The 25413-nt window shown below is 65.5% G+C and carries 24 protein-coding genes; 8 read left to right on the top strand and 16 right to left on the bottom strand.

Annotation, left to right across the window (positions count from 1 at the left end; all coding sequences use genetic code 11):
- Nucleotides 1-14: 14 nt before the first annotated feature.
- The 5 genes from PVW27_RS10290 to PVW27_RS10270 all read right to left on the bottom strand — a co-directional run bounded on the left by PVW27_RS10290 (nt 15) and on the right by PVW27_RS10270 (nt 5359).
- Nucleotides 15-998, bottom strand: a complete 984-nt coding sequence (locus PVW27_RS10290; RefSeq protein WP_274557434.1) for an acetamidase/formamidase family protein — start codon at nt 996-998, stop codon at nt 15-17.
- A gap of 120 nt (nt 999-1118) precedes the next feature.
- On the bottom strand, nt 1119-1940 hold the full coding sequence (locus tag PVW27_RS10285; RefSeq protein WP_274557433.1) for an IclR family transcriptional regulator: 822 nt from the start codon (nt 1938-1940) through the stop codon (nt 1119-1121).
- Between the two features lie 17 nt (nt 1941-1957).
- Nucleotides 1958-2884 carry a DMT family transporter gene (locus PVW27_RS10280; protein ID WP_274557431.1) on the bottom strand — a complete coding sequence of 309 codons (927 nt, stop codon included), beginning with the start codon at nt 2882-2884 and terminating at the stop codon, nt 1958-1960.
- Nucleotides 2877-4586: an FAD-dependent oxidoreductase gene (locus PVW27_RS10275; protein ID WP_274557430.1), complete on the bottom strand. Its 1710-nt coding sequence runs from the start codon at nt 4584-4586 to the stop codon at nt 2877-2879. Before PVW27_RS10275 ends, PVW27_RS10280 begins: the two co-directional genes overlap by 8 nt.
- 17 nt (nt 4587-4603) lie before the next feature.
- Nucleotides 4604-5359 (bottom strand): SDR family NAD(P)-dependent oxidoreductase, encoded by a 756-nt coding sequence (locus tag PVW27_RS10270; protein ID WP_274557428.1) that lies wholly within the window; start codon nt 5357-5359, stop codon nt 4604-4606.
- A gap of 168 nt (nt 5360-5527) precedes the next feature.
- Here PVW27_RS10270 and PVW27_RS10265 point away from each other — a divergent pair, with 168 nt between their 5' ends.
- The 3 genes from PVW27_RS10265 (at nt 5528) to PVW27_RS10255 (ending at nt 8546) form a co-directional block, all read left to right on the top strand.
- Nucleotides 5528-6571: a TRAP transporter substrate-binding protein gene (locus tag PVW27_RS10265; RefSeq protein ID WP_274557426.1), complete on the top strand. Its 1044-nt coding sequence runs from the start codon at nt 5528-5530 to the stop codon at nt 6569-6571.
- 71 nt (nt 6572-6642) lie between these two features.
- Nucleotides 6643-7215, top strand: a complete 573-nt coding sequence (locus PVW27_RS10260) for a TRAP transporter small permease subunit (RefSeq protein WP_274557425.1) — start codon at nt 6643-6645, stop codon at nt 7213-7215.
- A complete protein-coding gene (locus PVW27_RS10255; protein ID WP_274557423.1) occupies nt 7212-8546 on the top strand; it encodes a TRAP transporter large permease in 1335 nt (444 codons plus the stop codon). The genes PVW27_RS10260 and PVW27_RS10255 overlap by 4 nt, the downstream gene beginning before the upstream one ends.
- Nucleotides 8547-8649: 103 nt before the next feature.
- Here PVW27_RS10255 and PVW27_RS10250 read toward each other — a convergent pair whose 3' ends face one another.
- From PVW27_RS10250 to PVW27_RS10225, 6 genes are all read right to left on the bottom strand, one after another.
- Nucleotides 8650-9978, bottom strand: coding sequence for a TRAP transporter large permease (locus PVW27_RS10250; RefSeq protein ID WP_274557421.1), 1329 nt, complete (start codon nt 9976-9978; stop codon nt 8650-8652).
- The gene (locus tag PVW27_RS10245) at nt 9975-10535 is read right to left on the bottom strand and encodes a TRAP transporter small permease subunit (RefSeq protein WP_274557419.1); all 561 of its coding nucleotides are present in this window, start codon (nt 10533-10535) and stop codon (nt 9975-9977) included. The genes PVW27_RS10250 and PVW27_RS10245 overlap by 4 nt, the downstream gene beginning before the upstream one ends.
- A gap of 81 nt (nt 10536-10616) precedes the next feature.
- Nucleotides 10617-11672, bottom strand: coding sequence for a C4-dicarboxylate TRAP transporter substrate-binding protein (locus PVW27_RS10240; RefSeq protein WP_274557417.1), 1056 nt, complete (start codon nt 11670-11672; stop codon nt 10617-10619).
- A gap of 50 nt (nt 11673-11722) precedes the next feature.
- On the bottom strand, nt 11723-14104 hold the full coding sequence (locus PVW27_RS10235; RefSeq protein WP_274557416.1) for a xanthine dehydrogenase family protein molybdopterin-binding subunit: 2382 nt from the start codon (nt 14102-14104) through the stop codon (nt 11723-11725).
- Nucleotides 14101-14601: a (2Fe-2S)-binding protein gene (locus PVW27_RS10230; RefSeq protein ID WP_274557414.1), complete on the bottom strand. Its 501-nt coding sequence runs from the start codon at nt 14599-14601 to the stop codon at nt 14101-14103. The genes PVW27_RS10235 and PVW27_RS10230 overlap by 4 nt, the downstream gene beginning before the upstream one ends.
- Complete coding sequence (locus tag PVW27_RS10225) at nt 14598-15431, bottom strand: FAD binding domain-containing protein (protein ID WP_274557412.1); 834 nt, start codon at nt 15429-15431, stop codon at nt 14598-14600. Before PVW27_RS10225 ends, PVW27_RS10230 begins: the two co-directional genes overlap by 4 nt.
- Nucleotides 15432-15578: 147 nt before the next feature.
- On the opposite strand from PVW27_RS10225, the gene PVW27_RS10220 reads away from it, so the two are divergent.
- Nucleotides 15579-16208, top strand: coding sequence for a TetR/AcrR family transcriptional regulator (locus tag PVW27_RS10220; RefSeq protein WP_274557411.1), 630 nt, complete (start codon nt 15579-15581; stop codon nt 16206-16208).
- 64 nt (nt 16209-16272) lie between these two features.
- Here PVW27_RS10220 and PVW27_RS10215 read toward each other — a convergent pair whose 3' ends face one another.
- The 5 genes from PVW27_RS10215 to PVW27_RS10195 form a co-directional block, all read right to left on the bottom strand.
- Nucleotides 16273-18495 (bottom strand): OmpA family protein, encoded by a 2223-nt coding sequence (locus PVW27_RS10215; RefSeq protein ID WP_274557409.1) that lies wholly within the window; start codon nt 18493-18495, stop codon nt 16273-16275.
- A gap of 182 nt (nt 18496-18677) precedes the next feature.
- Nucleotides 18678-19085, bottom strand: a complete 408-nt coding sequence (locus PVW27_RS10210; protein ID WP_274557407.1) for a carboxymuconolactone decarboxylase family protein — start codon at nt 19083-19085, stop codon at nt 18678-18680.
- Nucleotides 19086-19132: 47 nt separating this feature from the next.
- Nucleotides 19133-19966, bottom strand: a complete 834-nt coding sequence (locus PVW27_RS10205) for a cyclase family protein (RefSeq protein WP_274557518.1) — start codon at nt 19964-19966, stop codon at nt 19133-19135.
- Between the two features lie 93 nt (nt 19967-20059).
- Nucleotides 20060-20593 carry an isochorismatase family protein gene (locus tag PVW27_RS10200; RefSeq protein WP_274557406.1) on the bottom strand — a complete coding sequence of 178 codons (534 nt, stop codon included), beginning with the start codon at nt 20591-20593 and terminating at the stop codon, nt 20060-20062.
- Nucleotides 20594-20607: 14 nt separating this feature from the next.
- Nucleotides 20608-21264 carry a hypothetical protein gene (locus PVW27_RS10195; RefSeq protein ID WP_274557405.1) on the bottom strand — a complete coding sequence of 219 codons (657 nt, stop codon included), beginning with the start codon at nt 21262-21264 and terminating at the stop codon, nt 20608-20610.
- Between the two features lie 177 nt (nt 21265-21441).
- Between PVW27_RS10195 and PVW27_RS10190 the strand changes: the two genes are divergently transcribed.
- Genes PVW27_RS10190 through PVW27_RS10175 form a run of 4 tightly spaced genes read left to right on the top strand, consistent with a single transcriptional unit; the run spans nt 21442 to nt 25413 of the window.
- On the top strand, nt 21442-22116 hold the full coding sequence (locus PVW27_RS10190) for a paraquat-inducible protein A (protein ID WP_274557404.1): 675 nt from the start codon (nt 21442-21444) through the stop codon (nt 22114-22116).
- Entirely contained in the window at nt 22113-22766 is a 654-nt protein-coding gene (locus tag PVW27_RS10185; RefSeq protein WP_274557402.1) for a paraquat-inducible protein A, read from the top strand. Before PVW27_RS10190 ends, PVW27_RS10185 begins: the two co-directional genes overlap by 4 nt.
- Entirely contained in the window at nt 22763-24847 is a 2085-nt protein-coding gene (locus PVW27_RS10180) for a PqiB family protein (protein WP_274557400.1), read from the top strand. Before PVW27_RS10185 ends, PVW27_RS10180 begins: the two co-directional genes overlap by 4 nt.
- A 2-nt stretch (nt 24848-24849) precedes the next feature.
- Entirely contained in the window at nt 24850-25413 is a 564-nt protein-coding gene (locus tag PVW27_RS10175) for a PqiC family protein (protein ID WP_274557398.1), read from the top strand.

Below are 25413 nucleotides of genomic sequence, written 5' to 3'. Positions count from 1 at the left end.
TCGTGTCGTCCCTCTCAGCCCAGATACTTTTTCAACATTGACGCACCCAGCGAATATTTCGGGTCCACCATATTCCCGACGCGCATCTTTCCCGCCTGTGTCGCCAGAAAATAAGCCTCGGATTCCTCGAACCCGTAATCATCAACCATCCAGCGGATCAGATCGCGATAGGCCATGCGGGCCGCATCCTCCATCGGGCGGGCAGAGCCCACCGACATGATGAAATCCTCGGTCTCCAGCCGCACGCCGGGGATTGACCAGCCCTTGATGAGGTCGATCTGCACGGTCACGGTGGCGGGGATTTCCACGGCCACGCCGCACAACTCGCCATCGCCCTGTCGGCCGTGGCAATCGCCGATGAAGAAATAGGCATCATCCCGCTGCACGGGGAAATAGATCACCGCACCGGGGGCCACGTCGGGCAGGTCCATGTTGCCGCCGTAATAGTCCGGCACGAGCGACGAGATCGCCTCAAGCTCGGGGCTGACCCCCATCGTGCCCACGAAAGGCTCGTAAGGAAGCGTGATCCTGTCCGAGAATTTCACGCCATCCGGCGTCACCTCCATCTTCTTGACCCGCTCGGCAATCGGCGCGTTCAGATGGGTCAGGCTGGAGGCCACCAGCCCGCCGAAATCGGGGATCAGCGCCGTGGTCCCCGCAGGCTGCGGCCCGCGCGGCAGCAGGTCCTTGATATAGACCGCCAGCACATCGCCCTTCTTCGCGCCTGTTACGGCAATGGGGCCGTTCTGCGGGTTCACGAAGGGCATGTTCAGCACCTTGGACGGCAGGTCGGCTTCGGTCTTGACCGCGCCACCAAAGGCATCCAGCGTTTCCACCGCGACCACGTCTCCGGGGGCCACTGTCATCACCGGATCGGCATAGGGGCCATAGACATAGTGATACTGCCCCTGCGCCGCCTCGCTCAGGAAATGCGTCTTTCCCGCGCGCGCCTGCGCCTCACCGCGCCGCCCCATGATCGAGGATGCAAGCCAAGTCATTCCGGTAATCCTCCCATATGTTTACCCTTGGGAAGCTTATGTCATCCGCATGGCTTGGCAAGTCGGATCATGGCGCAAGGCCGCAAAAAATCGAGCAACCGTCCGTTTTTCAGGCGCGGCTCAACCCCGCGCTTCAAGCCCGCCGGAATGGGCCACGCAATAGCCCAGATCGGCCGACAACCGTCCTGTGAAATCCAGCACAGCCCGCACCGTCCGCCCCTCTGGCGCAAGGTCGATCTGCGATGTCGGGCCGACGACGGTGATGGCCAGTTGGATCGTCCCGCTATAGTCGAACACGGGCGCGGTCACAGCGCTGACACCGGGGATCGGCGCATCCAGCGTCGTCTCGTATCCGCGCGCGCGGATGGCCGCCACCTCGGCGCGATAGCGTGCCTCGTCGAAGGGTGGCGCATTGCCCGTGGCGTTGTCCCGGATCTCGCGCGCGATGACGGGCGCGGTCAGGGCCGGGTTCAGGAATGCCGCGAACAGGCGCCCCGTAGCCGTGGCCGTCATCATGAACCCGCCACCGGCACGCACATTGGCATGGATCTGCGCGCTGCCTTCCGTCACATGCACGATGGTGACGCCGTGCAGCCCCCAGACCGACAGGGCCACCATCAGCCGCGTTTCTTCGGCCAGCGCGCCAACACGGCGGATCGTCTCGTGATAGGCGTCCTGCGCGCGCAAACGGCTCAACCCCAGTTCCAGCGCAAAGGGGCCAAGCTGGTAAAGCCCGGTTTCCGTCTGCTCGACCATGCCGATGGCCCGCAGACTGACCAGATAGGGATGCAGTTGCGCCGGCGCGATATCAACCGCCTCAGCCAGATCCCGAAGCTTCATCGGGTCCTGCGACAGCGCCATGGCCCGCAGGATCGCGCCCCCCGTCTCCAATGACCGGATACCGCGTTGCGCCTTGGTCGGTTTGTCCTCTGCGATGCTCACATCCGCGCCCTTTGTTGTCAGTTCCCAGACCTAGTGCCCGGCACGGCCTGCGGCAATGGTGTCCTGCGCCCCGCCCACAGGTCCAGCGACACGATCAGCCCCACCGAGGCCAGCACCACACCCGCCCATTGCAGCGGTTCTGGCCATTGCCCTGTCAGCGGAATCGCCAGCAGCACCGCCGATGACGGCACCAGCGCCGCAAACAGCGCGGCCCGCCCCGCACCCAGACGCCCCACGGCGGCGGCGAAAACCACAAAGGCCAGACAGCCACCGATCGCGCCCTGATAGAAGAACTGCTCGGCCCATAGCGCCGCAGGCATGACCGGCAGCCCCCAGACGATCATGTAGACCGGCACAAAGCACAGCGTGGCAAGGCTTGCCACCGCCGCCGTGGTCTCGATTGGCGGCAACCGCCAGCGGCCCATGAGATAGACGTAAATCCCCCACAGGCTTCCTGATCCGACAAAGCACAGATCCCCCAGCAGAACCGACCCGCCCCAGGATTTCGGCGCGGGCTGATCGGCGGCGATCACCAGAAGCCCCGCAATCAGCACGCCCATGCCGATCTTGCGGTGCAGGGTCAAAGGCACACCGTCCCGCCATCGCACCAAGGCATTGGCCATCAGCATCGACATGCCCGGCCCGATCACCACCGCATGCGACAGCGGCGCGCGCTGAAAACCAAAATTGAACAGCAATGCAAAGGGCGGACCGATCAGCAGCGTCACCCATGCGATCTGCCCAAGCGGCGGCAAGCGATGCCGCGCCAGCCACAGCAGGGGCAGCATCAGCAGCGCGGCCCCGCCATAGCGCAGCATGGTCAGGTCAGCGGGGCGAAACCCGCTGGCCTGACCGATCTCGGCCCCGACGTTGTAGATGCCCCAACTGAACGCTGCCCCCAGCCCCAGCGCGATGCCGACCCTGGCCCGGCGCGCCTCAGTCATTGGCGCCGGACATGTGCCGGGCCGCGATATAGCCAAAGGTCAGCGCGGGACCCAATGTGATGCCGCCACCGGGATAGTTGCCACCCATGATCGAAGCCGCGTCATTGCCCACCGAATACAGCCCACCCAGCGGTTTGCCCGCCTCGTCCAGCACTTCCGCATTGGCATTGGTCTTGAGGCCCGCAAAGGTGCCCAGATCGCCGACATAGAGGCGCACCGCATAGAACGGTCCCGTCTCCAGCGGGGCCAGACAGGGGTTCGGCCCATGATCCGGGTCCCCCAGCGAACGGTTATAGCTGGTCGTGCCCTTGCCGAAGTCCGGGTCCTCGCCCCGTCGTGCGCCCTCGTTGAAATGCCGCACGGTCTCTTGCAAGGCCGCCGCATCCGCCCCGATCTGCGCGGCCAGATCGGCCAGTGTCTTGCCCTGCAAAAGATAGCCATCCTTGATCAGCTTGCCGAAAGGCACCGGCGCGGGCTTGGCAAAGCCCAACCCGTATTTGCGGAAAGCGCGGTGATCCGTCACGAACCACGCCGCGATCTCGGCATCCTCGCCAGCTTCCGCGCGGCAGCGCGCGACCATCGCCTGACAGAAATCGTGATAGGAATTGGCCTCGTTCACAAAGCGCCGACCCGACCGCGTGACCGCGATCACACCAGGTTTCGAGCGGTCCACGAAATGGGGAAACGTGCCCAAGGTGCCGTCCGGGCGGCGCGGGCGCGAGATCGGCACCCAGGCCGCGGCATGGGGCAGGGTGGTATCCACCACAGCCCCCACGGATTCTCCCAGACGCAACCCGTCGCCGGTATTGCCCGGAGGGGCGGGCGAGACGTGCTCGTGCCCGCTCGGCGCATGGGGCATCAGTTCCTTGCGGCGCAGCGCATCCTGCGGAAAGCCACCCGCCGCCAGCACCACGCCCTTGCGGGCCATCACCTCGACCGGTCCGGTCGAACTGTCCACCCGCGCCCCGATCACCCGACCCGCATCGTCGCGGATCAACCCGCGCACCGGCGCGTTGGTCCAGATCGGCACGCCCTTGTCAAAGGCCGACCGCGCCAGCCGCCCCACCAGCGCATTGCCATTCATCAGCCGCATCGGCCGCCCATGAAAGGCCATGTCGCGCAGGAACTTGAGGAACAGTTTGCCCACATAGAAGGCCGAGACGGGCGAGCGTGTCACATTGAAGAAGTGCAGCAATTCCTTGCCCGACCCGATCATCATGCCCAGAAAGGTGATCTCGGCCAGAGGCGGGCGCAGGCGGGCTATCTCCGGCCCCAACTCCCGCCCGTCGAAGGGCCGCGCCACGATGGAACGGCCCCCGTCCATGCCCCCTGGCGCATCGGGATGATAATCGGCGAAGAACGGGCCAAGGTCGAATTGCAGCGCGGTGTTGTCCTCGAAGAACGCCACCGCCTTGGGGCCCGCCTCAAGAAAGGCATCCACGCGGGGGGCATCGAAATGCGCGCCCGCCTCATGTTCCAGATAGGTCCGCGCCTTGGCCGCGCTGTCATCCACACCTGCGCGCATCGCAGGCCCGTTGCCGGGGATCCACATCCAGCCGCCCGACCGCGCCGTGGTGCCGCCGAACACAGGCTCTTTCTCCACCACCAGCACCTCAAGGCGGCGATGGGCGGCGGCGACAGCTGTCGCCAGCCCGCCCGCACCCGAACCTACCACCAATACATCCACATCCTTGCGTGTCATCTCGTCAATTCCTTCCTTCAGGCGGACAGGTATCCGCCATCGACGGGTAGCAAGGCCCCCGTCACATAGCTTGCGGCGCTTGACGCCAGAAACAGGACCGGCCCCGCCAGTTCTTCGGGCAGGCCCACGCGGCGCATCGGCGTATGGGCCATGAACCGGCCAATGGCATCGGCATTCGTGCGGGTCGCCTCGGTCATGGGAGTTTCGATCACGCCGGGCGCAATCGCGTTCACCCGGATGCCGAAGGGGGCAAGGTCATGGGCCATCGCGCGGGTCAGTTGCAGCACCGCGCCCTTTGACGCGGCATAGGCCGACAATCCCGGCCCTGCCGTCACCGACATGATCGAGCCAAGGTTGACGATGCTGCCCCGCGTCGCCTTCAACTGATCCAGAAAGGCCCGGCTGACCTGCATCACGCCGGTCGTGTTGACGGCCATGACCGCGTCCCAGTCGGCGGCAAAGCTGTCCGCGTCCAGCGGCGTGCGCCGGATGATGCCCGCATTGTTCACCAGAATGGCGGCGTCACCCAGTTCCGCGCGCACCCGTTCAGCCGCCGCGACACATCCCGCCGCATCCGTCACGTCCAGCGGCACCGCGACGGCGCGGCCTCCGGCTGCGGTGATCCCGGCCACGGTGGATGCCAGCGAATCGGCCTGCATGTCACAGCAGGCGACGGCGGCCCCGGCCTGTGCCAGCGCTGTGGCGATGGCTTTTCCATTGCCCTGCGCCGCTCCCGTGACGACGGCCACCTTGCCGTCAAACCGCTCTGTCATGTCCCATCCTCCCCGGTTCATCCTTGGGCTGTACCTAGCAAATAATTTGTTTCTTGCAAACGTATTTGATTATATCTAACAAATAGGGAGCGGCAGGGGCAGTCCCATGCTGTGCCAAAGACCGCCTGCCGGCCCAGACCGCGCAGGCACCTTCAGGGAGGAGAAACCATGAAACATGTGTTGAGTACGGCTGTTCTGGCCGCTGTGATGACCACGGGCGCATCCGTCGGCGTGGCGCAGGCGCAGACCTATGACCTGCAAAGCGTCTTCGGTCTGAACGTGCCCTCGATCGGCCCCAGCCCGCAGCTTTGGGCGGATCGCGTGTCGAAGATGACCGGCGGCGATGTCACCATCAAGGTGCATGGCGCAGGCGAATTCGTGCCCCCGTTCGAAGTGTTCGGCGCGGTCAGTTCGGGTGCGCTCCAGATGGGCTTCGACTGGATCGGCTACTGGGCGCAACAGATCCCCGTCGCGAACCTCGTGGGCTCCATGCCCTTCGGCCCGACCCCCGATATCGCGCTGGCCTGGATGTTCGAAGGCGGCGGGCTCGAGATCATCCAGAAGGCTTATGATCCTTTGAACGTCAAGGTTCTGCCCTGCCATCTGGTCGGTGCCGAGGCGGGCGGCTGGTTCAACAAGGAAATCAACACGGTTGACGACCTCAAGGGCCTCAACATGCGCATCGCGGGCCTTGGTGGCCTGACCATGGCCAAGCTGGGCGCCAATACCCAGATGGTGCCAGCGGGCGAGATCTTCCTCAGCCTCGAAACCGGTCGCATCGACGCCGCCGAGTTTTCCGCCCCGCAGCTTGACGTGGGCTTCGGCTTCCAGCGCGTGACGAAATACTACTACTTCCCCGGCTGGCATCAGCCCTCAAGCTGGGACAGCATCATCATCAACATGGATGTCTGGAACGGCTTTGACGCGGCCACGCAGGAGATCATGAAAGAAGCCTGCTACGCCAACATCGCCTATAACCTGCACGATCAGGTCGATGCGCAGGCCGAGGCCATCGCCACGATCCGCGAAGCCGGCGTCGAGATCAAACGCTTCCCCGATGAGGTGCTGCTGGCCCTGCGCGCCGCATCCGAGGAAGTGCTGGAAGAGCAGGCCCAGAACGACCCGATCTTCGCCGAGGCGCTGACATCGCTGCGCGCCTATATGGACTCGGTCGGGGAATGGAGCGCGCTGCAAGCCCTTCCGCCGCGCTGACCCTTTGCTAGACTGAACCAATGGCAGGGCGGCCCCGCGCCGCCCTGTTCCTTGCGAGGGGAGGGGGAGACATGCCTGCAATCCTGACGAAACTGCTGGACCTGCTGTGCCTGCCCGGCAAATGGGTCAGCTGGCTGATCCTGCCGCTGATCGCCTCGATCCTGATCGCGGTGGTCTATGCCAAGATGGGCCTGAACACCCTGATGGCGTGGGATGCGCAACTGCCCGTTCTGGGCCGCGCCCTGACGGTGAACGGCCTGTTCGACCTGCAATGGTATATTTTCGCGCTTCTGGTCCTGTTCGGCGGCGCATGGGCCCTGCGTGACGACAAGCATGTGGCGGTGGATTTCCTGTCACTGATGATGACGCAGCGCCAGCGTCTGTGGACCCGCATGCTGGGCGATCTTCTCTTCCTGCTGCCCTTCTGCCTGATCATCGCATGGTATGGCTGGTCCTTTGCGCTGACCGCATGGACGACCGGCGAAGGCTCGACCCAGGGCGGGCTGAACAGCCGCTGGATCATCAAGGCGATGGTGCCGCTGTCCTTTGCCATTCTGGGTCTGATGGGCCTCCTGCGCGGGCTTGGCACAGCGGTGGAACTGTTGCGCGGCACAACGGACAAAGACCAGAAGGACCTGTCATGACCGAACATCTGTGGCCCATGCTGATGCTGCTCGCGCTGATGGCGGGCGTGTTCTCGGGCTATCCGGTAGCCTTCATTCTGGCAGGCGTCGGCATCCTTTTTGCCGTGCTGGCCGATGTGCCGATGCTCTTTCTGTCCATGGGCGTGCAGCGCATCTATTCGGGCATCCTGACCAACTGGCTGCTGGTCGCCATCCCCCTGTTCGTCTTCATGGGCCTGATGCTGGAACGCTCGGGCATCGCGGAACGGCTCATGCGCTCGCTGGCCGCCCTCTTTCGCGGCTTGCCGGGGGGCTATGCCTTCGCGGTGGCGATCATCGGTGTGATCATGGCGGCTTCGACCGGCATCATCGGCGCCTCTGTCGTGATGATGGGCATGATGGCCTTGCCCGCCATGCGCGAGGCGAACTATGACATGAAGCTCTCCTGTGGCCTCATCGCCTCATCGGGCACATTGGGCATCCTGCTGCCGCCCTCGATCATGCTGATCATTCTGGGCGATCAGATGCGCCTGTCCGTGGGCGATCTGTTCATGGGGGCCATCGGGCCCGGGCTGCTGCTGGCCGGACTCTATTTCCTCTACCTCGCTGGGGTGGCGTTCTTCGCGCCCCATCGCGTGCCCGCGCCCGAACGGGTCGAGCCTATCGCCTTCTGGCCCGCCGCATGGGCGCTGACCCGCGATCTGCTGGCCCCGTTCGTGCTGATCCTGTCGGTGCTGGGCACGATCATCGCCGGTATCGCCACCCCCACCGAATCCGCGGCCATCGGCGCGGCGGGCGCGCTGCTGCTGGCGCTGATGTCGCGCAAGCTGACATTCCCGGCCTTGCAAGGCGCCGTCTACGAGACCACCAAGACCACGGCCATGATCGTGTTCGTGATGATCGGGGCCTCGATCTTTTCGGTCGTGTTCCGCCGTCTGGGCGGGGACGCGATGATACTGGAGATCTTCAATATCGAGGATGCGAACCCCTATTGGGTCCTGTTCATCATCATGGCGCTGATCTTCCTCTTGGGCTTCTTTCTGGACTGGGTCGAGATCACGCTGGTCGTTGTCCCCATCGTCGCCCCCGTCGTGGCGCTGCTGGATTTCGGCATGCCGTCCGAGCAGGTGATGATCTGGTTCGCCATCGCACTGGCGGTGAACCTGCAAACGTCCTTTTTGACGCCACCTTTCGGATATGCGCTCTTTTACCTGCGCGGCATCGCCCCCGATATCCCGATCTCGACCATCTACAAGGGGGTCATGCCCTTCGTTCTGATCCAGATCGCGGCGCTGCTTCTGGTGATCGTCTTTCCCGCACTGGTCCTGCACCTGCCGATGGGCGCGCGCTGATCTGCAACGGTGAGGGTGCGATGGCCGACACGCGGGGCGGATCGGCCAATCGCGCGGCGGCGCGAGCCGCGCCTTGACACCGCGCGGGGCGATCCCGCTCCGCCTACAGGAACACCGTCGCCGTTGCGGGCACCAGCGCCACCAGCAGCAGCACCGCCAGCATCACCGCGATGAAGGGCAGGGTGGCCGCAAAGATCTGCTCCACCTTCACATCCGGCCTGTTCAGCGTGTTGTGCACCGTAAAGACCGAGATCCCGAAGGGCGGCGTCAGCAAGCCGATCTCGACCGCGATGACGGTGACGATCCCGAACTGCATCAGGTCAATGCCAAGGCTTTGCGCAATGGGCGCGGCAATCGGCACCATGATCAGCAGGATCGAGGTGCTGTCCAGGATCATCCCCATCAGCAAGATGATCACCGCATAAAGAAACAGGAACCCCAGCGGGCTGAACCCGCCCGCCTGCACCAGATCGGCAATGGCGGCGGGCAGACCGGCAATCGACAGCATCCGCGAATAGAAACTGGCCGCAATCAGCAGCAGCAGGATCGACACCGAGATCGTGCCGGTCTGTTTCAGCACCTCCCACATCTTGCGGCGGTCCAGACTGCGCCGCGCCAGCGCGATCACCAGCGCGCCAAAGGCCCCGACACCGCCCGCTTCGGTCGGCGTGAAAAACCCGGTATAGAGACCGCCCAGAACCAGCAGCACCAGCACCACGATGGGCACCAGCTTGGACAGCATGACGCCCAGCGGCATCTTCGGCCCGTTCCGGTCCAGCCGCTTCTCCCGCGCGGCGGCGGCATCGACAAAGACGAACCGCGGTGCCAGCAGCGCCATCAGCATCAGCATCACGACAAAACCCACCGCCATCAGCAGACCCGGCACGATGCCGGCGATGAACATGCCGCCAATCGACACCTCGGCCAACACGCCATAGATGATCAGCAACAGGCTCGGCGGGATCATCATGCCCAGCACCGACGATCCGGCCACCGTGCCTGCGGCAAAGGCCGGGCGATAGCCGTGCCGTGTCATCTCGGGCACCGCCACCTGTGTAAAGACCGCCGCCGATGCGATGGAGACGCCCGTCACGGCCGCAAAGACCGTATTCGCCGCCACCGTCGCCACGCCCAGACCACAAAGCATGCGGCGCAGCAATTCCTCGGCCACCTCGAACGTGTCGCGGCCCACATTGGACACGCTGACAAGCAACCCCATCAGCACGAACAGGGGAATGGTCGCGAACAGATAATCCGCAATCCCGCTATAGACCGTCAGCTCCAGCATCCGGAAGCCTAGGTCGATATTGTCGCGGATGATCCAGATGCCGATGAAGGCCACGCCGAACAGCGCATAGGCGATCTGCATCCCCAGCAGGACCAGCGCCACAAGAAGAACGATCAGGACAAAGCCGATGGCAAGAGTGGTCATGATGCGTCAGCCTCGCCGCTGTCGTCCAGATGGGCGGCACGATAGAGGCAGGCAAGACAGGCCAGCGACGCGCCGATGATGGTGATGGCCCGGAATGGAAAGGTCGGGATGGTGAACACCCCCTGCACGCCGAAAAACTCGGCCGAGGTCCAGCTGCCCACCGTCTTGCCCCAGGACGCCCAGACGATCAGCGCAAAGACAATCGCGCCCGCAATCGCGAAACTGCGCTCCAGCGCGACGCGCGCCATGGGCAGCCGTGCCCCGATCCCCCGGATCAGGAAATCCGCCCGCGTCAGCCGCCCCTGCATGATGGCATGGGCCACCTGAAGGAACACGATGGCCACGACCGACCGCGCCGCGATCTCGGCCACGCCGGTGATCGGGGCATTCATGAAATTGCGGCCGATCACATCGCCCACGACAAGAAACATCAGCGCCGCGATCCAGACCGTGCCGATACTGGACAAGACCGCCGCCGCCATGGACAGCGCTGCTCCGATGGGGCCAAGCGGTGCGCCTATGCCGGCCCGCGTCCCGGTGTCATCCTGCCCTGCCATGGCTGTGGTCCTGCCTTTCTTGGTGCAACACCCGCCCGGACAGATCCGGACGGGCGCATGTCGCGTGAGTGGTGGTGCGGATCAGAGACCTTCGTCCCAGGCCCGCAGTGGCTCGGCCCCGCGCTCGCGCAGTGCCGCAAAATAGGCCTTGAGAACGGTCTTGCCCGCATCACCCGTCTGCTGGAGCCAAGGCTCGATGATATTGGGCAGGTTTTCAACCCATGCCGCCTTCTGATCGGCGGGCAGTTCGGTCACTTTCAGACCTGCCGCCTGCATCTCGGTCATGGCGCGGTCGGCAAGCTGCTGGACATAATCGCCATGCGCCTTGGACGTAGCCTTGGCCGCCTCGCGGAATGCGGCCTGCACGGGCTCGGGCAGACCCTCGAAGAAGTCCTTGTTGGCCGCGATCCCGCCGAAATACATCGACCCGATGCCCACGCGGGTCAGTTCAGGTGCCACCTCATAAACCCGCGTCGGCAAAATGCCCGAGGCAAAGGACAAGGCCCCTTCGGTCACGCCGGTCTGGATATTGGTGTAATAGGTGGTCAGCGCGCCATCCACCGGGGTCGCCCCCGTGCCCTGCAACCAGTTGGCCGATGTGCCCGGCGCGTTCAGCTTGCGGTTCTGCAGATCAGCCATGCTGCTGACGGGGAAATTTGCATAGATGTCATAGCTGTCGGTGATCAGCGAGGACAGATGCACCATACCATTCGCAGCCCAGCTGTCGCGCAGTTCGGGCAGCGTCTCGCTCAGCTCGTCGAAGATCTCGATGATCATCTTGTGATCCGAGGTGGCGAAAGGCGTGAAATAGGTCACGTTCTGCAACGGCATGTCCGAGCCTTCCCAGACAGTGCCCACCATGCCGACATCCACGATCCCGTCCATCACCGCCTCGCGGGTGTCGGTGAACTTGTATAGCGTGCCGCCATAGGCTTCGTTCCAGGTAATCTTGTATTCGCCCGCTTCCGCCAGAATACGGTCCACCTCGGGCTGGAACGCGTTCTTCATCGCATAGACCCAGATATTCGCCTCCGGGTGGCTCGATCCGATATTGACCGTGATGGATTGCTGCGCCTGTGCCCAGCCCGCGCCAAAGACGGCCAGCGCGGTTGCCGCTGTAAGTGTCGTGAACTTCATGGTGTTTCCTCCCTAGTGCAGCGTGCCTCCTCCTGCGCGCTGCGGTTTCGTCAGTCTTCGATCTGTCCCATCGCGCGCAGGATGCGTTCCGGCGTGAAGGGCATGGCGGTGACCTGCGCCCCCAGCGGGCGCAGCGCGTCATTGATGGCATTCATCACGGCAGCAGGCGCCCCGGCGGTGCCCGCCTCTCCCGCGCCCTTGGCCCCAAGGGTGCTTTCCATCGTGGGCGTCTCCACATGGCCGATCACCATATCGGGCATCTCGGCGGCCATCGGCACAAGGTAATCGGCCATCGACCCGTTCAGCAGCTGGCCATCCTCATCGTAGTGGATTTCCTCGAACAGCGCACCGCCCAAACCCTGGACGATCCCGCCCCGGATCTGTTCATCCACCAGTTGCGGGTTGATGATCCGCCCACAATCCTCGACGCACCAGTGTTTCAGCAGTTTCACCTCGCCGGTGCCGGTATCCACCTCAAGATAGCTGGCCTGCACGCCATTGGTGAAGGCAAAGGGATAGTCCGAGGTGATGAAATGCCGGGTCTGCACCAATTCGCGGGGCAGCCCCTTGGGCAGCGTGTCGCCCCGGAAATAGACGATCCGTCCCAGTTCTTCCAAAGGCATCCGCGCCTCGCCCGTGGCCGTGTCCACGACCTGACCATCCCGAATATCCAGCGCGTCGGCAGGCGCTTGCAGCATTGCACCCGCCACCTCAAGGATCGACCCTTTCAGCGCCAGCGCCGATTGCAACGCCGCCTCGCCACCGATGCCCGCGCCGCGCGATGCCCATGTGCCGCCGCCATAGGGCGTCACCTGCGTATCCCCGGTGATCACGCGCACCCGTCCGGGGGCCACGCCCACGCCTTCGGCCACGATCTGCGCCAGCATCGCCTCGGTCCCCTGGCCTTGTTCGGTCACACCCGACAGCGCCACGATGGAGCCATCCGGGTCCATCCGCACGGTGCAGCCATCCTGCGCCGAAATCCGCGCCCCGCCAATCCCATACATGAAGGGCGATGGGTTGGTCAGTTCGATGAAACTGGCGATCCCGATGCCGCGATGGATGCCCTTCTTGCGCAATTCCGCCTGTTCGGCGCGCAGGCCCTCGTAATCCATCAGCGCCATCAGTTTGTCCATGCTGGCGTGATGCGACAGCCCCTCGAACCGCATCTTGGCGGGCGAGGTCACGGGATAAGCGTCATCGGCATACATGTTGCGCCGCCGGATCTCGACCGGGTCCATGCCCAGTTCCGCCGCCGCCATATCGACCAGACCCTCGGTCACCGCCACGGCGATGGGATGCCCCACCGCGCGATACTGGCAGGTCGGCGTCTTGTTCTGGAACACCACGGATGTCTGCGCGCGGTAATGCGCAAAATCATAGGGTCCCCCACAGAGGTTCACCACCTGATTGCCCTCGATCGCCGAGGTGCGCGGATAGACCGAATAGGCGCCGATCGCCGTCCAGTCGTCGATATCCATGGCCAGGATCTTGCCCGTCTCATCCACCGCGATCCGCGCGCCGATCTCGTGGTCGCGGGCGTGAATATCGGTCGTGAAACTCTCCAGCCGGTCTGCCACGAACTTGATGGGCCGCGCCATGATCTTGGCAATCGCCGCCGTCGCCACCTCATCGGGGTAGACATGCACCTTGATGCCATATGATCCGCCCACATCGTCGCAGATCACGCGCACCCGGCCTTCGGGCAGATCAAGATGCTTGGCGAAAACCGTCTGCATCATATGTGGGGCCTGTGTCGCATGCCACGCGGTCATCTGCCTCTCGGCCGGGTTCCAGTCCACAAGGATCGAGCGCGGCTCCAGCGTCACACCCGTGTGCCGCGCCGTCTTGAACCGCGCCTCCACCACCTTGTGAGCGCTGGCAAAGGCCGCCTCCACATCGCCTTCCTCGTGCAGCCGACGGAAGGCCAGATTGTCGCCCATATCGGGATGCAGCACGGGCGTGTCCGCATCCAGCGCGCTCATCATGTCGGTGACGGCGGGCAGGGGGTCATAATCCACCTCGACCAGTGCGGCCGCTTCCTCGGCGGCCGCGCGGGACGTGGCGACCACGGCGACGACCGGATCACCGACCCAGCAGGCCCGATCCACCGCCAACGCATGCTGCGGCGGGGATTTCAGCCCCTTGAGATGCGCCAGCACCGCGACCCACGGCGTGCAGACCTCGGCAATGTCCGCCCCCGTAAAGATGCGCAACACACCCTTGACCGCCGCGGCCTCAGCCGTGTCGATGGCCCCGATCTTCGCATGCGCATGGGGGCTGCGCACAAACACCACATGCGCCATGCGCGGCAGCACGATATCGTCCACATATTTACCGCGCCCCTGCACCAGCCTTGGCGCATTCGGCCGCGGCACGGTCTTGCCGATATAGCTGTTCGGGCGGTCGGGATTGCCGAAGGAAATGGTCATGCCGCAGCCCCCCCGGCGCGGACCTTTGCCACGCTCTCCACCGCGTCGATGATCGCCTCGTATCCGGTGCAGCGGCAATAGTTGCCCGACAGATGTTCGCGGATCGTGGCCCGGTCCGGCACGCCGCCCATGTCCAGCAACTCCTTGATCGAGGCCAGCATCCCCGGTGTGCAATACCCGCATTGCAGCGCGTTGCGCTCCACGAAAGCGTCCTGCAGATCGCGGATCACACCCGTCTCGGTCAGCCCTTCCAGAGTCCAGACCTCGGCCCCGTCCGCCTGCGCCGCCAGCATCAGACAGCCCCGCACGGCCTGCCCATCCACATGGATCGTGCAAGCGCCGCACACGCCATGCTCGCAACTGGCATGGGACCCGGTCAGACCCAGATCAAGCCGCAGAAAGTCGATCAGATGGCGGCCTGCGGGCACACGGCCCTCCACTGCTTCGCCATTCACGGTCAGGGCGATGTCGATACGGTCGCGAAACGCCTCGGTCATGCGGTCTCTCCTGTCAGATCGTGCAAGGCGCGGGTCAAGAGGACCCCCGCCAGATGGCGCCGATAGGCGGCGCTCGCCTGCGTGTCAGAGGGCGGATCAATCTCGGCCCGCAGCGCGTCCACGGCACCCGCCGTATCGCCCGCATCCAGCCGTTCCATCGCCGCCATGGCCAGAACGGGACGCGGCCCCACACTGAAAGCCGTGACCCGATGCCCCGCCGCGCGCTTGACCACGCACAGCCCCGCCAACGCATAATCGCCCGACCGCCGCGCGGTCTCGATCAGCACATGCCGCTCTCCAGCCTCAAGCAGGGGCAGGGTGATCGCGGTCAGGATCTCACCCTCTTCAATCGCCGTCTCGAACACATCGACAAAGAAATCCTCCGCCGCTACCTGCCGCACGCCTTCCGACCCCTGCAGATGGATCGTGCCCCCCAAGACCAGCACGCAGGCCGGGAATTCCGCCGCAGGGTCCGCATGGGCCAGCGATCCGCCGATGGTGCCACGGTTACGGATCGCGGCATGGGCGATGTGATGCACCGCCTGCACCAGCAGCGGCGCATGTGTCGCCACCAAAGGGTCGGTTCCGATATCGGCGTGCCGCGTCAGCGCGCCGATGCGCAGGCAACCATCCTGGACCGCCACCCCGCGCAAATCCGCGATTCGCGAGATATCCACCAGCATGTCGCCTGTGCTCAGCCGCATGTTCATCGCCGCGATCAGGCTTTGCCCGCCCGCCAGCACACGGCCCATCCCGTCCGCCTGCGCCAGCAGGTCCAGCGCGTGCGTCACGTCTCTTGCCCGGGCATAGCCACCCGCCAAAGCCTTCATGCGAAATCCTCCCTCACAGGCGCCCGCTCCCACAGGCTTGTTGATCATCTGATCAACCCTATTGATCGAATGATCTATAAATCGCATAGTTTTGCAAGTGGAAATTTTTTACGCTACCTCTGGATGCGTTGGCCTTGGGGGACGTTCATGGACCAGATCTCGCCTGACAGTGTCGCCGCCGAACCGGCCGAGCGGCGTCGCCTGCCGCCCGAAGAACGCCGCCGCCAGATCGTCGAGGGGGCCGTCACCTTCTTCGCCGATGTGGGGCTGGACGGGAAAACCCGCGATCTGGCCAAGCGACTGGGGATCACCCAATCGCTGCTCTTCAACTATTTCGCCAACAAGGCGGAAATCATCGAGGCCGTCTATGAGCATGTCTATATCGACCGGCTCTCGCCCGACTGGCCCAGCCGCCTGACGGATCGCAGTTTGCCGCTGCGCACCCGGCTTCTGACCTTCTACACCGAATACAGCGAACTGATCTTCGAATATGAATGGATGCGGATCTTCATGTTCTCGGGGCTGGCCGGGGCGGAACTCAATCGCCGCTATCTGCACCATATGGGCACGGTGATTCTGCATCCGTTGCTGGACGAGATCCGCGCCGCCGCTCCTGCACCCGTCGATCCGCAGATGGAGGATATCTGGAACCTGCATGGCGGCATCGTCTATATCGGCATCCGCCGCCATATCTATCAGGTGCCTACCCCTGACGATCCGGCGCAGGCGATTGCCCGCGCCGTGGACCGTTTCCTGCACGGCTATGGCGTAACCTGATCCGCCACAGGCAAACGGCCCGCCTGTGACAGCGGGCCGTTCGTCATTCTCACATTCTCAAGCCTTAGCGCGCGGCAATCAGATCGGTGATCCAGCGCACGGCGACGCGGCGGTTCTGGCGCTCGGCCTCCAGCGTCGGGATCTTCAGGAACCGCTCACCGAAACCCTGCACGACCATGTTCTCGGGCGGCACGTCGAAATACTCGGTCAGCGCCAGCGCCACGCTTTCGGCGCGACGGTCCGACAGCAGCAGGTTGGACGCAGCCCCGCCCACGGCATCGGTATAGCCTTCGATCAGAAACACCTCGCGCGGGTTCTCGCGGATCATCTGACGCATCAGATTGCCGATCTCGCGCAGTTGTTCGGCCTGCGACGGTTCGATCGCCGCCGACCCGCTGCGGAAGGTCACATCCTCAAGGCTGATCTGCGGGGCCAGATCGCGCACTTCCACGATCTCGCGCACCTGACGCAGACTGAAGGTCCGGCCCAGATCACGCCGCTCGGCCTCGCGCAGCGCGGCTTCCAGCGCGTCACGATCGGTCGCGGCAAAGTTCATCCGCGGGGCCGGGGGCAGGGTGGCCACATTGACCGGCTCCACCGTGGTGATGTCGTCGATCAGCAGCGTCTCGCGCCCGCTGGTGTCAAAGACCGACCGGCGCAGCACCCGCCCCGAGGCATCGCGGATCGTCACCACGCGCGACCCATCCTCGCGGGTCGTGGTCGTGGTGGTGGACCCATCGTTGAAACGGCGGGTTTCGACAGTCGATCCGGGACGGCGCAGCAGCGCGTCGTCATCCTTGAGAACCTGGAACCGGCCCGAATTGTCCTCGACGATCACCCGGTCGCCCGAAGTGGCGGCAACCCGCTGCCCGTTCGACATGATCGCGCCCACGGCCAGCGCTCCCAGCGCCAGAAGACCGGCCTTTTCCAGATTGGACAGGCCGCTGTCGCGGTCCGCTTCCACCGCCTGCGGGGCGGCGGCGCTGCTGATGGCGGGAGCGGCGAATTCCTCGTCGCTGCTGCGGACATCCTGCTCGGTCACAACCTCGGTCGTGACCTCGGACTCGGCTTCGGCCTCTGCGGCAGGATCAGCGTCCGACGCGGTGCCGTCCGTGGTCCCTGCGGGTTCGCCCGCCTCTTCCCCGGCCAGAGCACTGGCCACCGCGCCCAGAGTCTGCGCAGCCTCCTGCTCGGCCAGAATCTCGGCATCCTTCAACGCCGAGGCTTCCGTCTCTTCCTCGCTCGTCACCAGCGTCTCCGCTTGCGGGGTCGAGGTCGCCTCGACAGGGGCTTCCTCGGCGGGGGCCTCTGCGACGGGGCCCGTATCAGCGGGCACCTCTTCGGCGGCCGTGTCGGTGGTTGCGTCCTCGGCCGGCGCTTCGGCCTCGACAGGAGTTTCCATCTCTGCCTCGGCGGTAGCTTCCGGTGCAGGCTCTGCCTCACCGCTGTCGGTTTCGGCGGTATCCGCCGCAACCGCATCCGCAGCCTCCGCAGCCGTCAGGGCCTCGCGCAGCGCTTCGGCCTCGGCGTCGGCGCTGACCTCGCCCTCGGCTGTGGTCTCTGCCTCCGTTGCGGCTTCGGCCTCTGCGGTGGCTGCCGCTTCGGCTTCGACAGCGGCGTCAGCCTCGGCTTCTGCCTGCGCCAGACGCGCGGCTTCGGCGGCCGCCGCCTCTTCCGCAGCGGCACCGGCGGCCGCAGCCTCCTCGGCATCGGCACGGGCGGCCGCTTCGGCTTCCGCTTCCGCCGCCATCGCCGCTTCGGCTTCCGCCGCTGCCGCAGCTTCAGCCTCTTTCAGCGCGGTTTCCTCGGCCGCGGCCTGGGCAGCCGCCGCTTGCTCGGCTTCGGCCCGTGCGGCCGCCTCGGCCTCTGCGGCAACGGTGGCCTCGGCTTCGGCATTGGCCACAGTTTCCGCCTCCAGCGACGCTTCGCGTTCCGCATCCTCGATGGCCGCGCTCAGCAACCCGATCCGCTCTTCAGCGGTCAAGGCGGCGGTCAACTCATCCTCGGCGGGCCGGTCCGCCGCATCGGGCAGACCGTTTTCCAGCAGCGCCTCAAGCTCGGCACGCATCATGTCGATATCGCAGCGGGCGGTATCGACTTCACCATCGGTGAAGCATGTTGCATCCTCGGCTTGCGCAAGGAAAATCCGCTCTGACCCTGTGTTCGCGCTGGAATGTTGCGCCGCTTGCGGATTCAGCGCACGAAGCTGCGCCATCGCCGGATAGGGCTGGATCAACGACAGCGCCAGGATGCTGGCGGTCGTGGTTTTCAGTGTTCTGCGTGTCATGTCTCACCTGTGCCTTTGTGCTGGACCTGCGGGGCAGGCCATATCGCGGATGACTTGGCTCATCTGGAGACTAAACGCACGACCCGGAACATCCGTTCCGTCACAATGGCGTGTAGTGCGGTCCTGCACCGGTCGCCGGGCGGATGACCGCTGATCACCACGAGGTGGAGGCGCGGATCGCGTCAGCCCTTGTCCATCAGAAAGGCATCGTCGATCGGTGGCCGGATCGCGTTCAGGATATGGTTCGTCTTGCCCGCCGTGGCAACAACGCGCAGAAGATCTGCCTGTTCCGCCGCCGTCATCCCCTTCGCGCGGGCAGAGGCCAGATGCGAATGGGTGCAGTAGTCGCAGGCATTGGCGATGGACACGGCAGCATAGATCATTTCCTTGACCTTGGGATCAAGGGCAGAGGGCGTCGCCAGCACCGCCTTCACATCGCGCCAGACCTCCTCCAGCAAGCCGGGATCAAAGGCCAGATACCGCCAGACATTATTGATGAAATCCGACTTCCGCGTGGCGCGGATATCGTCGAACACCGCCTTGACGCGGGGATCGGCTTCGGGATCGGCGGGGGGAGTGACAGTGGCCATCGAACGCTCCTAAGGGGGGGCGGACACGCGGCCCGCCCCGGCATGGATCAGATCAGGGTAAAGACGCGCGCAGGCCCGCCCGTGCCGCCGCGATGCTTGGGCGCGCCCACCACCAGCGTGGCCCCCGTGGTGGGGACCGCGTCCAGATTGGCCAGACACTCGATCCCCCAACGGTTCTGCGGCAACCACGCGTAATGCGCCGCGAAATCCGGCGAGATGCCGTGATCCAGCGACAGCGTATCGCTGGCAATCCCCACAGCCCCCGTCTCCAGCAGCATCTGCGCCGCCTCGACGTGAAAACCGGGGAAATGCATCTTGCCCTCGCCATCGGCATTGCGGAACTTGGGGTCATTCACAAACGCCCCCCAGCCCGAATTCATCGCCACACAGGCGCGTTCGGGGATCGGGCCATTCGCGTCGATCCACGCCTTCAGATCATCCGGCGTCACCTGTGCATCCGCATCCGCCGCCGCGCGCTCGCGGATGTCCACCACGCAAAGCGGCACGATCAGGTTTTCGACCGCGATCTCGTCCACCGCGTTTCCATCGGCCGAGAAATGCAGCGGCGCGTCCACATGCGTGCCCGTATGCTCGTTCACCCGCAATTCCTTGAGGTTGAAACTATGTTCCGCGAAATTGAACTTCTGCTCCTCGAAGAACTGCTGATCCCCGAAAAAGGTCGGGAAATCGGGATGCAGCGTGTGCGTCATGTCCGCCACGCTGGAATGGGTCGAGGCCGCCACAGGCCGCGCGCCCAGCAAGCCACCGCCCGCAACCCCGCCAAGGGCCACCGCCGCCGCACTGGCCGCCGTGCCGCGAAACAGATCGCGGCGGCTCAACATCCGGTTCTTCACTGACTCCATCACACAGGCATGGCACATCGCTTCACACTCCCTGTTGGTCACGGCGGGTCCATCCCGCCTTGCCCGCAGCGTCGCGCCGCGCGCCCGCATCTGTCAACCGAGTCGTTGCCCCTATTTGATCAGCGGCATCAGCGCCTTGAAGGCCGGATGCGCCGCGCTGCCCAGCCATTCGAACAGGACCATCTCGGTCGTGACGATCTCGGCCCCGTGCCGCGCCATCCGCGCCAGTCCCGCCTGCCGGTTCGCCTCGGTGCGCGAGCCCACGGCATCGGCCACCACATAGACCTGCCGCCCCTCGGCAAGCAGCCCCAGCACGGTTTGCAGGACGCAGACATGCGCCTCGCAGCCACAGACGACCAGCGCCCGATCCCCCGCCAGCGCCGCCGCGATGACCGGATCGCGCGCCGCGTCGAAATCCATTTTCGCCATGGCCTCACCCGCCGGGATCTCAAGCATGGGCACGGTGCCGCCCAGCTGTGCGGGGTTCTGCTCGGTCACGTGGCGCGGCAGGCCCAGCACCTCCGCCGCCCGGATCAGGCGCGCGGCCTGATCCAGCCGCTGACCGGCCTGATCAATCGCGGGCATCAGCCGCTCCTGAAAGTCGATCACCAGCAGGGCAGAGCGGGCAGGGTCGATGGTCAGCATGACTAGTCCTCGGATCAGGGATGGCCCAGAGTGCCGCGTTCCGGCCCCGGGGGAAAGCCCTCATACCACGCGGCATGCGATCCGGCATGGTTCGCCATGCCCGGCTTGGTCAGACAGCCGCGCGGCGCGACATAGCTGTCGATCCGCCCCTCGGGGTCTTCGCGCCATGTCAGGTTGAAGGCCGCGTTGCGCGGGAAAAAGAACTGGCTGTGATGGGGCAGGTGGTCATGCACCCACCACGCCAAACCGCGCCAATCCGCCCCCGCCGCATAGCGATCGGCGAACCACGGGATCACGATGCAGGCCGTGGCCCCCATCCGGCCCTGCGCATCGCGCAGGTCCCAGATGTGATTGGCCGCTGTCGTGGCGTTGGAGGCGCAGGGATAGCCCGCCTTGCCCGCCCTTTGCTGCGCGTTGCAAAAGGCGTTGACCGCCGCGCAGCGATAGGCCGACCGGATCGCGATCCGCCCGAAGGCTGCCTGCAACGGCTCCAGCAAGACCTCGCACAGACGCCGCCCCGCCGCGATGGCCAGATCGGGATCATCGGGGATATTGGGCATCCCGTGAAACGCGGCCACCTCGCTATGCAGGAAGTCACGCAGATAGAAACTCTCGGACAGCCGCACCCGGCCCAGATCGTCCAGCGCCTTGACGCTTTGGGGTTTGCGCATCGCTCTGCCTTTCGCAACAGTCGGACACGGCGCGCTCCGCAGCAGGGCCACCGCCGTCGCGCCATCGCCCGCTCTGGACACCGTTTCAGCGGCAATTCACCGCCGAGTGAATCCCCGTGATCACGTTCCCGTCAACCCTGCCTTGCATCTGTCGCGCGCGACCTAGAAACTGCACCCATGTTTGACGCCTCCGACCCCACACGCGCGCGGGCAGGGTCAGGGTCCCCGCCGACCCTTGATCCTGATCGGCTGATCGCCTGTCCCAACTGCGATGCCTTGCAGCATGACGCCGCTGTGCCGGTCGGGGCGCAGGCGCGGTGCCATCGCTGCGGCACGGTCCTCATGGCCCCGCGCGAGCGGGCGATGACGCGGATCGTCATGCTGGCGGCCACCGCACTGGTGCTGATGGTCGCGGCGGTGTTCTTTCCCTTTCTGGAACTCAGCGCCGGGGGCATGGTGCGCCGCTCCTCGCTGCTGGATGCGGTGCTGGCCTTCTCCTCGGGCATGATGCTGCCGCTGACCTTCGCCACGGCCGCGCTGATCATCGTGCTGCCGACCCTGCGTCTGGCGGGCATCGTCTATGCGCTGGCCCCGATGGCGCTGGGCTGGCATCCGGCGCGCCATGCGGTGCCGATCTTCCGCCTGACGCAGGCGCTCAGGCCTTGGGCCATGGCCGAGATCTTCATCGTCGGCGTCTCGGTCGCCCTGGTCAAGGTGGCGGGCCTTGCGAAACTCTCTTTCGGTCCGGCCTTCTGGACCTTCGCGGCACTGGTTCTCGTGACCGTGCTCAGCGACAATTACATGTGCCGCCTGACCGTCTGGAAAACCCTGGAAGAGCGCAGACGGCCATGAGCGGACCCGTGCCCCAGCAGATCCCCCCGGCGCTGACCGCGCGGGCGGCCGGGTTGGTCGCCTGCGAAAGCTGCGGGCGCGTCCACCGGGACGGCATCGCACAGTGCCAACGCTGCGGCGCGACCCTGCACAGCCGCAGGCCCGGCAGCCTGCAAAAGGTCTGGGCCTGGCTTTTCGCCGGAATCGTGGTCTATATCCCGGCAAACATCTATCCGATGCTGCTGACCACCAGCTTCGGCCGCACCACCGAAAACACGATCATCGGCGGCGTGATCGAACTGATCGACTATGGCTCGTTCGGCGTGGCGCTGATCGTCTTCGTCGCCAGCGTCCTGATCCCTGTGGGCAAATTCATCGCCATCGGCTACCTTGCCCTCGTGGTGCGCCCCGGTGCCCGGATCGGGCGGGGCAGCGGGTTGCGCGGTCGCCAGCACCTCTATGAGGTGGTGGAATTCATCGGGCGTTGGTCGATGATCGACGTCTTCGTCGTCGCGATCCTTGCCGCGCTGGTGCAACTGGATTTCGCCGCCACCATCAGCCCCGGCATCGCGGCTGTCAGTTTCTCGCTATCGGTTGCATTCACCATGCTGGCCGCGCAAAGTTTCGATCCCCGCCTGATCTGGGACGCAGAGGAGGGCACCGCCCCATGAGCCAACAAGAGCCCGCCGCCATGCGGATCGACCCGCCCAAACGCGCCTTCTGGCGCAACCTGTCCATGGTCTGGCTGGTGCCCATCGTGGCCCTTGCCGTGTCGCTGGGCATCGCCTGGCAGACCTATGCCGCGCGCGGCGTGCAGATCGAGATCACCTTCCAGAATGCCTCGGGCGTGACACCGGGCGAAACCACGATCCGCTACCGCGATGTGGTCATCGGCACGGTCGAGGATGTCCATTTCACCCCTGATCTGGCGCAGGTCGTGGTCAAGGCCTCCATCGACCGCGCCGTGGCCGAGACGCTGCCCGAAGACGCCCAGTTCTGGGTCGTCCAGCCCGAGGTCAGCGCCCGTGGCATCACGGGCCTCTCCACCGTGTTGTCGGGCGTCTATATCGAGGCGTCCTTCCCGCCGGGTGAAGCGTCCGAAGTGCGCCGTTTCACCGGGGCCGATGCGCCGCCCTTGATGCGCGCCGGACAAGAGGGGACGCGCATCACCCTGCGTACCCGCGATGCCAACCGCATTTCCGAAGGCGCGCCGATCCTGTTCCGGGGAATCGAGGTAGGCCAGATCGAGGCCCCGCGCCTGATCCTGTCCGGCGACAGCGTGGTCTTTGACGCCTTCATCGAAGCGCCGCATGACCGCCGCCTGACCACGGCGACGCGCTTTTGGGACACATCGGGATTCAACGTCTCGCTGGGGGCCACGGGCCTGTCGCTGAACGTGGGCAACCTCGCCGCCCTTGTCACCGGCGGCATCGCCTTCGATACCGTTTTCTCGAACGGCGAACCGCTCAACCCCGGCTATGTCTTCGACCTCTTCCCGGACGAGCAGACCGCGCGGCAAAGCCTGTTCCGGGGCGTGGCCGCCAATGCCGTCGAAATCGCGGTGGAATTCGATGGCTCGGTCAACGGGTTGACCACCGGCGCCGCCGTGCGCTTCCGCGGCCTGCGTGTCGGCGAAGTGCGCGCCATCGGCGCGGTGCTGTCCGATGACAGCGGCGCAAGAGACGTCCGCCTGCGCACCACATTGGCCATCGACCCGCAGGCGCTGGGCCTGCCCGACGGGGCCGGGGCCGAGGAAACGCTGGCCTTCCTCGAAGAGGCGGTCGCTGATGGCATGCGCGCGCGTCTGGCCACTTCCAGCCTCTTCACGGCCGCGCTGATCGTGGAACTGGCCGAACTTCCCGACGCCGCCCCCGCCACGCTGGAACGACCCGAGGACAGTCTGGCCATCATGCCGTCCGTCTATTCCGAACTGCCCGATTTCACCGCCACCGCCGAAGGCGTGCTGGAACGCATCAACGCCCTCCCGGTCGAGGATCTGCTCAATCAGGCCATCACCCTCATGGCCTCGGTCGAAGCGGTCGTCTCCTCCGAGGGCACGCGGCAGGCCCCCGACGCCGCACTGGCGCTGATCGAGGATATTCGCGGTCTGGTCGGCGGCGAGGATACCCAGGCCCTGCCGGGCGAGCTGCGCGAAGGTCTGGCCGAACTCCGCGCCGTGGTCGAGGAGCTGCGCCTGCGTGGTGCCATCGACCGGCTGGCCAGCGTGCTGGACAGCGCCGATACCATCGCCGCCAACACCGCCACCGCCTCTGCCGATTTCCCGGCACTGGTGCAGGACATGCAGACGTTGGTGGACCGCGCGCAGGGCGTCGAGATCGAGGAACTGGCCGCCGCCGCCACCCGCCTTCTGGATAGCACCGAAGAACTGGTCGGCTCGGACCAGATGCGCGAACTGCCCCCCGCACTGGCGGGCGCGCTGGCCGAGGTGCAACAGGTCCTCGCCGCCCTGCGCGAAGGCGAGGCGGTCGAGAACGTGAACCGCACGCTCGCCTCCACCCGCTCTGCCGCCGACTCCGTGGCGCAGGCGATGGAAAGCCTGCCCGCGCTATCCGCCCGGCTGGACCGGCTGGTGACACAGGCCGACAGCCTGATCGCCTCTTATGGCGCGCGGTCAGACTTCAACGCCGAAGCGCTGGACGTGATGCGCGAATTCCGCGCCACCGCCCGCGCGGTCACGCAGCTGGCCCGCACCATCGAACGCAATCCGAATTCCCTGCTGATTGGACGTTGATCATGAAGATATTTGCCCCGCTGACCCTTGCCCTCAGCCTTGGCTTGGCCGCCTGCGGCGACACCGCCGCGCGCTATCTGGTCGAACCCGCGCCCACCGCCGCCCCCGTGGCTCTGCGCCTGTCCAGTATCGAAGTGCGCGACACGGTCCTGCCCGCCTATGCCGAAGATGTGCAGATCCTCGCGCAAGACGCCACCGGCGCGCTGCGCCCCATCAAGGGGGCCGAATGGGCCGACAGCTCCGCCCGCGCCGTGACAGCCGCGCTGGCCCGCAGCCTTGATCTGCAAACCACTGCCGCCGTCGCGGCCGAACCCTGGCCCCTCTCGGAGTCCCCCGCCGGACGCCTTGATGTGCGGGTGGATGCGCTGGTCGCCCGCGCCGATGGCACCTATCAGATGGCCGGGCAATATGCCGTGTCCAGCTTCGACGCGCCCGGCCGCGAGGTGCTGGACCGTTTCGACATCCGCGTGCCCTTGGCCGGCGAAGGGCCCGGTGCCATTGCCGCCGCGCAGGGGCAGGCGATCGACCGTCTGGCCGCGCAGATCGTCACGCGCCTGCGCCGCTAA

Origin of the sequence: Seohaeicola sp. 4SK31 (genome assembly GCF_028802875.1) — a bacterium.
Taxonomy (GTDB): domain Bacteria; phylum Pseudomonadota; class Alphaproteobacteria; order Rhodobacterales; family Rhodobacteraceae; genus Seohaeicola.
This window is presented reverse-complemented; position numbering and strand designations above follow the sequence as displayed.

Coding starts and splice junctions, on each gene's coding strand:
- PVW27_RS10290 (WP_274557434.1), bottom strand. CDS start 998: ATGACTTGGCTTGCATCCTCGATCATGGGGCGGCGCGGTGAGGCGCAG.
- PVW27_RS10280 (WP_274557431.1), bottom strand. CDS start 2,884: ATGACTGAGGCGCGCCGGGCCAGGGTCGGCATCGCGCTGGGGCTGGGG.
- PVW27_RS10275 (WP_274557430.1), bottom strand. CDS start 4,586: ATGACACGCAAGGATGTGGATGTATTGGTGGTAGGTTCGGGTGCGGGC.
- PVW27_RS10270 (WP_274557428.1), bottom strand. CDS start 5,359: ATGACAGAGCGGTTTGACGGCAAGGTGGCCGTCGTCACGGGAGCGGCG.
- PVW27_RS10265 (WP_274557426.1), top strand. CDS start 5,528: ATGAAACATGTGTTGAGTACGGCTGTTCTGGCCGCTGTGATGACCACG.
- PVW27_RS10260 (WP_274557425.1), top strand. CDS start 6,643: ATGCCTGCAATCCTGACGAAACTGCTGGACCTGCTGTGCCTGCCCGGC.
- PVW27_RS10255 (WP_274557423.1), top strand. CDS start 7,212: ATGACCGAACATCTGTGGCCCATGCTGATGCTGCTCGCGCTGATGGCG.
- PVW27_RS10250 (WP_274557421.1), bottom strand. CDS start 9,978: ATGACCACTCTTGCCATCGGCTTTGTCCTGATCGTTCTTCTTGTGGCG.
- PVW27_RS10245 (WP_274557419.1), bottom strand. CDS start 10,535: ATGGCAGGGCAGGATGACACCGGGACGCGGGCCGGCATAGGCGCACCG.
- PVW27_RS10240 (WP_274557417.1), bottom strand. CDS start 11,672: ATGAAGTTCACGACACTTACAGCGGCAACCGCGCTGGCCGTCTTTGGC.
- PVW27_RS10235 (WP_274557416.1), bottom strand. CDS start 14,104: ATGACCATTTCCTTCGGCAATCCCGACCGCCCGAACAGCTATATCGGC.
- PVW27_RS10230 (WP_274557414.1), bottom strand. CDS start 14,601: ATGACCGAGGCGTTTCGCGACCGTATCGACATCGCCCTGACCGTGAAT.
- PVW27_RS10225 (WP_274557412.1), bottom strand. CDS start 15,431: ATGAAGGCTTTGGCGGGTGGCTATGCCCGGGCAAGAGACGTGACGCAC.
- PVW27_RS10220 (WP_274557411.1), top strand. CDS start 15,579: ATGGACCAGATCTCGCCTGACAGTGTCGCCGCCGAACCGGCCGAGCGG.
- PVW27_RS10215 (WP_274557409.1), bottom strand. CDS start 18,495: ATGACACGCAGAACACTGAAAACCACGACCGCCAGCATCCTGGCGCTG.
- PVW27_RS10210 (WP_274557407.1), bottom strand. CDS start 19,085: ATGGCCACTGTCACTCCCCCCGCCGATCCCGAAGCCGATCCCCGCGTC.
- PVW27_RS10205 (WP_274557518.1), bottom strand. CDS start 19,966: ATGTGCCATGCCTGTGTGATGGAGTCAGTGAAGAACCGGATGTTGAGC.
- PVW27_RS10200 (WP_274557406.1), bottom strand. CDS start 20,593: ATGCTGACCATCGACCCTGCCCGCTCTGCCCTGCTGGTGATCGACTTT.
- PVW27_RS10195 (WP_274557405.1), bottom strand. CDS start 21,264: ATGCGCAAACCCCAAAGCGTCAAGGCGCTGGACGATCTGGGCCGGGTG.
- PVW27_RS10190 (WP_274557404.1), top strand. CDS start 21,442: ATGTTTGACGCCTCCGACCCCACACGCGCGCGGGCAGGGTCAGGGTCC.
- PVW27_RS10185 (WP_274557402.1), top strand. CDS start 22,113: ATGAGCGGACCCGTGCCCCAGCAGATCCCCCCGGCGCTGACCGCGCGG.
- PVW27_RS10180 (WP_274557400.1), top strand. CDS start 22,763: ATGAGCCAACAAGAGCCCGCCGCCATGCGGATCGACCCGCCCAAACGC.
- PVW27_RS10175 (WP_274557398.1), top strand. CDS start 24,850: ATGAAGATATTTGCCCCGCTGACCCTTGCCCTCAGCCTTGGCTTGGCC.